At 64.3% G+C, this 6,733-nt stretch carries 6 protein-coding genes and 2 pseudogenes; 2 read left to right on the forward strand and 6 right to left on the reverse strand.

The genetic code is table 11. The features are described from left to right. Window positions 1-182, forward strand: a 182-nt coding sequence (locus JOY90_RS12685; protein ID WP_291691475.1) for a hypothetical protein, incomplete at its 5' end; no start/stop codon positions are given. Here the strand turns inward: JOY90_RS12685 and JOY90_RS12690 are convergent. Next, window positions 175-450 carry a hypothetical protein gene (locus JOY90_RS12690; protein ID WP_291691476.1) on the reverse strand — a complete coding sequence of 92 codons (276 nt, stop codon included), beginning with the start codon at window positions 448-450 and terminating at the stop codon, window positions 175-177. The genes JOY90_RS12685 and JOY90_RS12690 overlap by 8 nt on opposite strands. A 193-nt stretch (window positions 451-643) precedes the next feature. On the opposite strand from JOY90_RS12690, the gene JOY90_RS12695 reads away from it, so the two are divergent. Further along, complete coding sequence (locus JOY90_RS12695) at window positions 644-2,101, forward strand: caspase family protein (RefSeq protein ID WP_291691477.1); 1,458 nt, start codon at window positions 644-646, stop codon at window positions 2,099-2,101. A gap of 131 nt (window positions 2,102-2,232) precedes the next feature. Here the strand turns inward: JOY90_RS12695 and JOY90_RS12700 are convergent, their stop codons facing one another. The 5 genes and pseudogenes from JOY90_RS12700 to JOY90_RS12725 form a co-directional block, all read right to left on the reverse strand. Beyond that, window positions 2,233-3,417, reverse strand: coding sequence for a CaiB/BaiF CoA-transferase family protein (locus JOY90_RS12700; RefSeq protein ID WP_291691478.1), 1,185 nt, complete (start codon window positions 3,415-3,417; stop codon window positions 2,233-2,235). An 87-nt stretch (window positions 3,418-3,504) separates the two neighbouring features. Then, window positions 3,505-3,726 carry a biotin/lipoyl-binding carrier protein gene (locus tag JOY90_RS12705; RefSeq protein WP_291691479.1) on the reverse strand — a complete coding sequence of 74 codons (222 nt, stop codon included), beginning with the start codon at window positions 3,724-3,726 and terminating at the stop codon, window positions 3,505-3,507. A 39-nt stretch (window positions 3,727-3,765) separates the two neighbouring features. Continuing rightward, a pseudogene (locus JOY90_RS40115) lies at window positions 3,766-4,973 on the reverse strand (CaiB/BaiF CoA transferase family protein). A gap of 12 nt (window positions 4,974-4,985) precedes the next feature. After that, a complete protein-coding gene (locus JOY90_RS12720) occupies window positions 4,986-6,503 on the reverse strand; it encodes an acyl-CoA carboxylase subunit beta (protein ID WP_291691482.1) in 1,518 nt (505 codons plus the stop codon). After that, window positions 6,500-6,733: pseudogene (locus JOY90_RS12725) on the reverse strand (hypothetical protein); the annotation flags it as partial. The gene JOY90_RS12720 and the pseudogene JOY90_RS12725, both read right to left, overlap by 4 nt.

A 6,733-nucleotide genomic window follows, 5' to 3' on the forward strand; every position in this document is an offset into this window, starting at 1 on the left:
TGCAGCACGACGGTTTCCATCTCACCCAATACGCTCAGGGTCTCGTTGGCGAAGCCGTCGGACGAGCGATAGTCGACGATATCAGAGCCAAGGATGGCCCTTGCGCATCGACAGCACGCGCGAGCGCCGGCAACGTGGATGATGTCAGTCGTACGGACACGCTGGTCGGTCGATTCATTTGATCTGAATGGATGGGATTCGCATCATTCGCTCCGGTCGCAACGCCGACGTCAGGTCCGGTCCAGCATGGACGATGATGTCCCAGAATGCGGGCGCGCGGAGGAAGCCTTGCCGCCGTGCCGGCTGATGATCTCCGATTGGCCCGTCTGTTCCAGCGGGAAACGTGCCGGTCTGGCGGGAGAAACCGGGTTCTCTGCCATCTAGAGGTTGCAGTTTGCCAAACTGCTTGTTTCGGCAGATGCCGTCTGCCTTCGGCGAGGCGATGGCCACCGGCGTCTTTGAACCGAGCGACGTCGCGCTCCGACCAAGCAAGCACTCACCATTTCGGCGCTCCCGCGAACCGTGGCCAGATTGTGCGCGAAGTGAGGTTCCACCAGCCTCACCAAAACCACGTTTTCGTGTAGGGTTCGCCGCGCTTCGCTAAGTTGCTTTGCTTCGATCGATTCTGATCAGGGGAATTCAGATGCGTTATCTTACGATCGTTGGCTCCCTCATCTGCTTGGTTCTCACCGCCAACTCCGCGCTGGCTGATCGTCGGGTCGCGTTTGTGGTTGGCAATGGCGCGTACAAGAATGTCGCCCAGCTGCCCAACCCGCCGATCGACTCCAAGGCCATGGCTGCGACGCTGCGCAATGTCGGATTTGACGTGGTCGAGGGCACCAATCTCGGCCGCGACAGCATGACGGAAAAGCTGCTCGATTTCGGGAAGCGGGCGCAAGGTGCCGATATCGCCATTTTCTACTACGCCGGCCACGGCATCGCGATCAATGGGACCAACTATCTGCTCCCGGTAGATGCCGACATCAAATCCGAGATGGACGTCAAGCTCGGAGCTGCGATCAACGTCGATGTGACGCTCGACCAGACCATGGGCGACGCCAAGGTCAAACTGGTGTTTCTTGACGCCTGCCGCGACAACCCTTTTGCCGCCAAGATCCGATCCGCCTCTTCGACCCGCAGCGTCTCCGTGCAGACTGGCCTGGCCGAGATGAAATCCGGCGAAGGCACCCTGATCGCGTTTGCAACCGGCCCCGGGCAGACCGCCCTTGACGGTCAGCAGGGCCAGAACAGCCCGTTCACGCGCGCGCTGATCGATCACATCACAAAGCCCAATGTCGAGATCCAGCAGGCCATGACCGAGGTACGAGCCCAGGTCAACGAGGAGACCAAGAAGGGACAGCTGCCCTGGGGCCACACCAATCTGATCGGCTCGGTCTATCTCAACCCGGCCAGCGCTCCTGACATCGCCACTGCCGTCACCGCCAAATCCGCTCCCGCCGCTGTCGCGTCGAGCACCCAAGGCCCCGATGTCGAAATGGAGTTCTGGCGTTCGGTCAAGGACTCCAACAAGCCGGAAGAGCTCAAGGCCTACGTGACGTCGTATCCCAACGGCCAGTTCAAGTCGCTGGCGCTGGCGCGGATCGCCTCGCTCGAACATGGCCCGTCGACCGGGACACGGACTGTCGCCGCCGGCGTCGCTCCTGCAACCTTCACGGAAGAGGCCTCTCAGCTCACCGAGGATCAGATCGGCCTGGACAAGACTCAGCGCCGCGACATCCAGCGCCGCCTCACTGGCCTTGGCTTCGATAACAATCCAACGGGCACGTTTGACGACGACACAAGGGCCGTGGTCAAACGCTGGCAGGCCGCACGCGGTTATCCTGTGAGCGGCTATTTCAACAAGCTGCAGCACAAGGCCTTGCTGAGCGAAGTCCAGCCCAGGACAGCCACAGCTCCGGCCGGTACCGGCGACGACGCAACCCGCCGCGCAGTGCAGCGACGTTCCACCAGCACCACGGCGGCCGCACCACCTTCGCCTCCGCCGGCCGCATCCGCTCCTGCCCCCGCCGGCAACCCAGCCGGTGCGGCCTTCGTCGGCGGCATGATGGGCGGCATCGTGGGCAGCGCCCTGCGGCACTAGCTAGGATCGCATCTGGCGGGGCTTGTAGCCATCGGGCAGGAGAAAGTCTCCCGGCTTTCCTCCTGTACCGGATCCGCCGGAGGCCGGGTGCCCGCCTCCGGACCGCGACCAAGCAGGTCAGATGGAGGACGCTACACGACGCCCTTCTCGCGGAGCGCCGCGATGGCGGAGGCATCGTAGCCGAGATCCGTCAGCACGAGATCGGTGTGTTCGCCGAGCCTCGGCGGTCGGGCGACGATCTCACCCGGCGTCTGCGACAGCCGCACCGCCGCACGCGCCACCGGCGCGGCATTCGGCAAGCCGGGATAGTCGACAGTCTTCAGAAATCCGGCGGCGCGGATGTGCGGGTGGTCGAGCGCCTGTTGCGGGCTGAGGACCGGTCCTGCCGGTATTTTTGCGGCCGCCAGCGTATCGACGGCCTCCTGGCTCGTGCGCTCGGCACACCAGCGCGCCATTCGTTCACTGATGACAGGACCGTTGTCGCCCCGCTTGATGTCGTCCGAGAACCGCGCGTCCGTCAGCCAGCCTTCCTCGCCCATCAATCTTGCCCAGCGAACAAACAGCGGCTGCCCCGTGACCTGACACAGCACCCAGCCGTCTCTGGTGCGGTAGATGTCGGCAGGCGCGGATGTCTGGCCCAGGTTGCCGGTCGGCACGCGGTTGGCGGCGATCACAGCCTGTTCGATCAGCGTTGCATTGGTGAAAGTGAGCGCGGTCGCGAGCAACGCGCCCTCGACGATCTGTCCGCGCCCGGACTTGCCGCGCTCGATCAGCGCCATGAGCGTGCCGAAAGCGCAATGCAGCGCCGTGCCAAAGTCCACCCAGTTCACCGCAGCCCGATACGGCGGGTCGCCCCGGCCGGTCATATAGACCGCGCCCGACATCACTTGCCCGATGCCGTCGAATCCGACCCGGTCCGACCAGGGGCCCGGTCCGCCGAATGCGGTCGCAGTGGTCAGGATGATGTCGGACTTGATCGCCTGCAGCGATTCATAGTCGAGCTTCATGGCCTGCAGCGTCTGCGGCGGCAGGTTGGCGACGACGACGTCGGCGGTGGCGACCAGCCGCCGCATCACCTCCTGCCCTTCCGGCGTCATCGGATCGAGCGTGATGCATTTCTTGTTGCGGTTGACCTGCAGGAACAGCGCGCCCTCGCCGCCTTCGCCAACCGGCGCGATGAAGCGATCCTCGCTGCCGTCCCGCTTCTCCACGCGGATGACCTCTGCGCCGAAATCAGCCAGCAATGTCGCGCAATACGGCCCTGCAATATAGCGTCCAAAATCGAGTACGCGGACGCCTTCCAGAACTCCTCCCATCGATTCTTTCTCCCGCTTTTCCGCACACGGAGGTTTCATGGTCGACCCAAACGGAAGTCCTCCGGTCGTCGTGAGATGCTCGGAACCTCACACTTCCAGAATGGCGACGGTGTTGCCTTCGTTCACTGCCGCCCCTTCCTCCACCGGGATCGAAACGACGGTCCCGTCGGATTCGGCGACGACGGGAATTTCCATCTTCATGGATTCGATGATGACGAGCGTATCGCCCTTCGCGACCCGCTGGCCCGGAGCGGTCTCGACCTTCCAGATGAATCCGCTGACCTCGGATTTCGCTTCCCATTTCGGCATTCCAACCTCTCTCGCAATGCTTTTGTCCATCAGGTGATTTCAGCGTCCGAAGGCGCCGGCGCGCGTGAGCGCGGCAAGGTCGTCTTCATTCAGGCCCAGCACACGCCGAAGTACCTCGCCATTCTGCGCTCCCAGCAGCGGCGCGCCCCGCGGCGCGCGCACGGGCGTCTCCGAGAAGCTCACCGGCAATCCGACGTTCGGAACGCTACCGAGCTTCTCGTGCGGCGCCTCGCCGATGATGCCGAGCGAGCGGACCTCGCTCGAATCCAGCGCCTCTCCCACACTACGCACAGCGGCTGCAGGCACGCCAGACTTGCGCATCGCCGCGAGCAAGTCGTCGCGCGTGCAGGCGGCGAAGCTGTCGGCAATGATCGCCCTCAGCGCCTCATTGTTGATGCGGCGGTTCGCGCTGGTGCGGAACCTCGGGTCGTCGGCGAGCTCCGGCCTGTTCAACACGTCCGTCATGAGCCGCCGGAAGGTACTGTCATTCGCACAGGCGATATAGATCGGCCCGCTGCGGGTTGCGAACGCGCCGACCGGCACCGCCGTCACCTGCCAGTTGCCGAACCGCCTCGGGCTGTTGCCGGACAACAGGTAGGCCATGTGAAAATTGCCGAGCATATTGACGGCCATGCCGAGAAGATTGGTTTCGATCAACTGTCCCCTGCCCGAGCGCTCGCGGGCATGGAGTGCGGCAAGAATGGCGTTGCAGGACATCATGGCGGTGGCCATGTCCATGATCGACGGTCCTGCACGCATGGCCTCGCCTTCCGGCTGGCCGTTCATCGAGATGAATCCGCTTCGGCCTGTGCGATCGGATCGAAGCCGATGCGATCGGCGTGAGGTCCGGAGCGGCCGTAGGCCGAAATCGAGCAGTAGATCACCCCTGGATTGCGCGCCTTGACCGTCTCATAGCCGAGACCAAGCCGCTGCATCACGCCGGTCGAGAAATTCTCGACCACCACATCGGCCTTGTCCATCAGCCTCAGGGCAAGGTCGCGACCGACCTTCGACTTCAGATCAAGCGTGACGCTGTCCTTGTTGCGGTTGGTCCACAGATAGGGCGCGCCCTCGCCGTCGCGATGCGGCGGGTATTGGCGGAAGCCGTCGCCATCCGGCGATTCGACCTTGATCACCTCGGCGCCGAAATCGGCGAGGATCATGGTGCAGAAAGGACCGGCGATGAAGTGCGTGAAATCGACCACGCGCAGCTCGGTCAACGGCGTTTGGGCGGCATTGTCGCTCATCTGGTTGGCCCCTCAGAACGGCTCGATGATCCGCTTGCGCGCCGCGCGCGGTGCGGGCTGCGGCAGCGTATCGAGCGTCTTGATCAGGATGGCGCGCGTGTCGGCGGGATCGATCACGTCGTCGTAGAGGAATTTCGCTCCGCTCTCGACCGCGGTGTTCGAACGCTTCAATTCTGCGGTGAGGCGTGCATGCAGTTCGGTGCGCGCTTCCGGCGTCGCCGCGGCCTCGAGCTCCTTCGCATGGATGATGTTGACGGCGCCCTCGAGCCCCATGCCGCCGAACTCGGCGGTCGGCCACGCGAGCAGGATCGCCGGCTCGAGCGGCCGCGAACCCATGATGTAATAGCCGAGGCCGTAGGCCTTGCGCAGCACTACCGTCAGCACCGGCACCGTGGCATTGGCGAGCGCGCTCAGCACCCGTGCACTGTGGCGCATCAACCCCGTCTTCTCGACCTCCGGCCCGACCATCAGGCCGGGCGTATCGCAGAGCACGACGAGAGGAATGTCGAAGGCATCGCAAATCTGTACGAACCGCGCCATCTTCAGGCAGGCCGGGGTGTCCATCGCGCCCGCCAGATACATCGGCTGGTTGGCGATAATTCCCACGGTGCGACCGGCGATGCGGCCGAAAGCCGTCACCGCGGCCTTGCCGTAGCCGGCCTTGACCTCCATTACGCTGTCGATGTCGCAAAGCGTCTGCACCGCGTTGCGCACATTGTAGGCGCGGCGGGGGTTCTCGGGCACCATGTCGCGCAAGGCCATCTGGTCCGGCGCCTCGCCCGGGGGGCGTTGCATCTCGAAATAGCCGAGATATCTCTTCGCTGCCGCGATCGCTTCGGCCTCGTCCTTGACGAGGATGTCGATCACGCCCGACGCCCAGTGCACCGACGATGAGCCGATTTCCTCGGGCGTGTATTTCTTGCCGAGCGCGGCCTCGACCAGCGGCGGGCCGGCCATGCCCATCGCCGAATCCTCGGTCGCGATCAGGACGTCGCACAGCCCGGCCAGATTGGCATGGCCCGCGAAAGCGCGGCCCGGCGAAATGCCCACCGTCGGCACGAGGCCGGACAGCCGCGCGAACACGACGAAGGTTTCGGTCGAAGGCCGCGCCGTCACATGCATGTCGTGTGGGCGCGCGCCGCCGCCGTCGAGCCAGCAGATCACCGGCAGCCGATGCTTTTCGGCGTGCAGGAACATGCGCGAAATCTTGACGTGGTTCATCGCGCTCTGCGTGCCGGCATAGACCGAATAGTCATAGAGCACGATATTGGCCGCGCGTCCGTCGATCTTCAGCGTGCCCATCACCAGGCCATCGGCAGCTCCGGCCATCCCCTTAGTCGCCGGACGCACCAGACCGCCATATTCCACAAAACTGTCTTCGTCGGCGATCACTTCCAGCGCCTGCCGCGCGGTCCATCGGCCGCGCTTCCGCTGCCGCGCCACCGCGTCGGGCCGTGCCGCGTCGAGGCGGGCGGTCTGGGCGTCGAGAACGAGTTTCAGGTCGGCGCGCTGCTTGGTCTCGTCTTTCATGGCGCCACTTTCAGTTCGCCGGCCGCGAGCTTCTCCCGCTTGAGGCGGATGCCGGCCTTTTCGCGGTCCCAGGTATTCGCGGTAATCCCCTCCGCCCGCAACACATGCTTTTCGACTTTCTGTGTCGGTGTTTTCGGCAGGTCACCCATGAAGCGGATGTAACGTGGCACCATGAAATGCGGCAGCCGCGGTGTCAGGAAGGAAACGATTTCGACCGGATCGATATCCGC

Origin of the sequence: Bradyrhizobium sp., assembly GCF_019242285.1 — a bacterium.
Classification (GTDB): Bacteria; Pseudomonadota; Alphaproteobacteria; order Rhizobiales; family Xanthobacteraceae; genus Bradyrhizobium.

Excerpts from the sequence above, each read along its gene's own strand:
- JOY90_RS12705 (WP_291691479.1), bottom strand. The coding sequence starts at position 3,726 with ATGCCGAAATGGGAAGCGAAATCCGAGGTCAGCGGATTCATCTGGAAG.
- JOY90_RS12720 (WP_291691482.1), bottom strand. The coding sequence starts at position 6,503 with ATGAAAGACGAGACCAAGCAGCGCGCCGACCTGAAACTCGTTCTCGAC.
- JOY90_RS12695 (WP_291691477.1), top strand. The coding sequence starts at position 644 with ATGCGTTATCTTACGATCGTTGGCTCCCTCATCTGCTTGGTTCTCACC.
- JOY90_RS12700 (WP_291691478.1), bottom strand. The coding sequence starts at position 3,417 with ATGGGAGGAGTTCTGGAAGGCGTCCGCGTACTCGATTTTGGACGCTAT.